This is a genomic window from Labrenzia sp. OB1 (assembly GCF_001624695.1).
Classification (GTDB): domain Bacteria; phylum Pseudomonadota; class Alphaproteobacteria; order Rhizobiales; family Stappiaceae; genus Roseibium.
On record NZ_JSEP01000063.1, the window covers coordinates 1 to 3,159 of the forward strand.

Consider the following 3,159-nt stretch of genomic DNA (forward strand, 5'->3'; position numbering starts at 1 on the left):
CATCATCGACAGCGTGAAATCCTCCGGCTCCCGGTCTTCCGGGCGTTCGCTCTCGGTGTCCGCCAAGGGGTTCGATGTCAGCGGCAAGGCGAAGGAGCCACAACGCATCCACCAGGACGAAGGTACGGTGGGCGGTTTCCTGAAGACGGTCGCCAAGAAGGCCGGCTTCGACATGAAGATCGATCCCGCGCTCGGGAATATCGTGCGCGACTATATCGCAGCGGATGGCGAGAGCCTGTTGCATGTAGGTGAGAAGCTCGCGCGTGAACTCGGCGGCACCTTCAAGCTCCGGGAAAACACTGCTGTCCTTGCCAAGCACGGCGGGGATTTCGGCCTTCCATTAATTACCGGCCTGTTCAACACCGGCAACAGCGGCAACCTCATTTCGTGGGACATCGAGCCGGTCTCGACCAGGGACGTCTTCAGGCAAGTCACGGTGCCTTACTTCGACCGGAAGAAAGGCCTTCCGATGGATTTCAAGACGGAGAGCGGTGCCATCGGAGAGAAGGCCAGGGCCGTCAATCTGGTGAGATCCATCGCGCGCGATGAAAACCATGCAAGGGAAATCGCCGAGGGGCGCAAGCAGCAGATCGAACGGGAAGGGGGCAAGGGCAGGGTGACATTGAACCTGACACCTGAAGCGCAGGCCGAGGCGCTGTTTCAACTGCGCGGCACCCGGGCCGGTGTCGATGGCACCTACAGGATCGTCTCGGTGACCCACAAGGCCAGCCGCTCGGGCGGGGCCACGACTGATCTGGAGTTGCAACAGCCGCAGGATGGGGCGGGGATGGACGGGAGGTAACGGATATTCAGGATGGATGAACTCGCGAAGGTGGTTGAAGCTAAGGGGATGGCCTGTTCAACGAGCTTTTCCGTCAGTTGGTCAATTGGCACTTGCGGCCCAAAGTTGCCCTTGGTTCTGGGGCAGCGAAGGACCGTTTGGAGCCCGAACTGGTCATCCATCGCCGCAGAGAGTCGGCCACGACGCTAGAGTTTGGTGAGCGGTAGTTGGTCGACAACTAGTCCAATTGCTGCTCGGGTGAACGTAGGGGGCATTCGAAGCTGCCGTTGATATAACGGTGTTTGTGATGCATCTTTCAATTACTGATTGAGGCACTTAAGGTACTCAAGTTGCCTGTTTTAGTGTTGGAGCAGCCGTGAGGGGGGTACACGTGGGATCGCTAGACTTTGATGCTGAGAAGACGGCCTTTCGAGACTTTTACGATAGCAATCGCGACGGTCTTCAAGGTGCATTAGGTTCGTTTAAGACGCTGATTGAGGCCTTGCTTCTGTCCAAATCTATTTCTGCCATTTCAAGTATAGATGGACGCATCAAGGACCGAGAAGAGTGTATCAGTAAGTTTACGCGCAAATATCGCACGATGCTTGAGAGCAATGGGACCCCTTACACCATACTGGAAAAAATCACCGACCTAATAGGATTACGCGTCGTTTGTCTCTATGAAGATGATGTAGAGCGCGTGAAAGATGTAATATCAGAAGAATTCAACGTTCTGGATGTTACTGATAAGATTTCTCAGGTCGAGAGCACAGAGGATTCGTTTGGCTATAAAGGATTGCACTTGGATCTGAGGTTGAACGAAGCTAGAGAGAAGATGGCTGAGTACAGAGTTTATGCCATCCATCCTTTTGAGCTTCAGATACGCACTGTTGTCCAGGACTCCTGGAGCATAATTGATCACAAGATCAAGTATAAGAGGTCAATTCCAAACAGCCTTAAGCGTCGGATCAATACCTTGGCTGCACTATTCGAGTTGGCAGATCGTGAGTTTCGTGCAATTCGTGAAGCTACTGAAACCGAATTAGAGCGGGCTGAAAAAACCTATCCTGAGATCGAAGATGAGACGGAGGCTGCTGCGGACTACGACGAGGGCAGGAGTGAAGACCAAAACGACAATCAACCTAGTCGCCGCTATGCTCCACTAGATGCTTTCAATTTTTTGCGTATTGCAAAGCACTTCTTCCCCGAATTTGTATTTGAACCGCACAAAGTTGATGGATTTACCCAAGAAATTGTATCTCTCGAACCAAATATTAGTCGAGGCAAGTTTAACTTCTATATGCGGGAAAAGATCAGCGACATAAAGCGATATCAAGCTCATTTTGAAGCTACTGGGGATTATACAATGAACCCGTTCACCATCATTCGCCACTGCTTGTATGCAGGTGACCAACAGCTCTTCGCTCACATGCTGACCGAAACGGCTCGAGAACGGTTTGATACCTGGCTCCAAAAGAGCCATTCATAGAAATCGATCTGGTAAATCCTTGATTGCTTCCCTCCCACCCGACGGATGAAGGGATGCAATCAATCTATTTCCCGTGTTAGCTGCCGACTTATGCTCGGGGTCGACGCATTCCTAATACTCGCCAATGCGAACGCCCTAAAAGACCGCATAGTCGCCGTTCATGCGAACCGCAGCAAACGCCCGCTTCCCGCCCAAGTTTAACATAAAGCGCCCTGCCGCAGTTGTCCCGGACAGGCTCAATCCGGCCACGAGCCACGGCGCGGGACCCGACGCCCGCTGACCTGAACCGAACACTCAGTTTCCACCAACCCGCCCATCGAGGCGGGTTTTTTCATGCCCAAACGAAGGAGGGCGGAATGTCCAGTTTGTCTTTTGAAATGTGGCTGCAGAGCCGATTGACGGCGCACGGTTTTGCGTGCGGCCTGATCGATGGCGAGATCGGCCCGAAAACCCTGCATGCCTTGCGCGGTTTCCAGACCGCCAGGGGGCTGCCGATAACCTCGCAGGCGGACGAGGCGACGGTGACCGCGCTGAAGGCGGCATCCTCGCGCGTTCCGGTCGAGGTGAGCGGGTTCATTCCGGATCGCGATAGCGACCTGCCCGACGATCGCCGCAAGACCCTCTGGCCACGCCAGAAAGACGTGCTTTCGTTTTACGGGCCAGTCGGCACCGGCCAGACCCGCGTCGAGGTGCCCTGGGGCATGCGCCTTGCCTGGGACCTGGACGTGCCGGTGCGCACGATCACTCTTCACAGCAAGGTTGCCGCCTCGGCCGAGCGCGCGTTTCACAAGATCCGCGGCCTCTATTCAGACCGGCAGATCAAGGATCTCGGTCTCGATCTCTTTGGCGGTTCGTTGAACGTGCGCCGCATGCGCGGCGGCAGCCGCTA

3 protein-coding genes are annotated in these 3,159 nt (G+C 54.9%); all 3 read left to right on the top strand.

The features are described from left to right. The coding region (locus tag OA90_RS29215; RefSeq protein ID WP_068420193.1) for a late control D family protein at positions 1-802 on the top strand (802 nt) is incomplete at its 5' end. Positions 803-1,172: 370 nt separating this feature from the next. Then, positions 1,173-2,270 carry a (p)ppGpp synthetase gene (locus OA90_RS27450; protein ID WP_068420197.1) on the top strand — a complete coding sequence of 366 codons (1,098 nt, stop codon included), beginning with the start codon at positions 1,173-1,175 and terminating at the stop codon, positions 2,268-2,270. Between the two features lie 356 nt (positions 2,271-2,626). Then, positions 2,627-3,159, top strand: a 533-nt coding sequence (locus OA90_RS27455; protein WP_068420195.1) for a peptidoglycan-binding domain-containing protein, incomplete at its 3' end; no start/stop codon positions are given.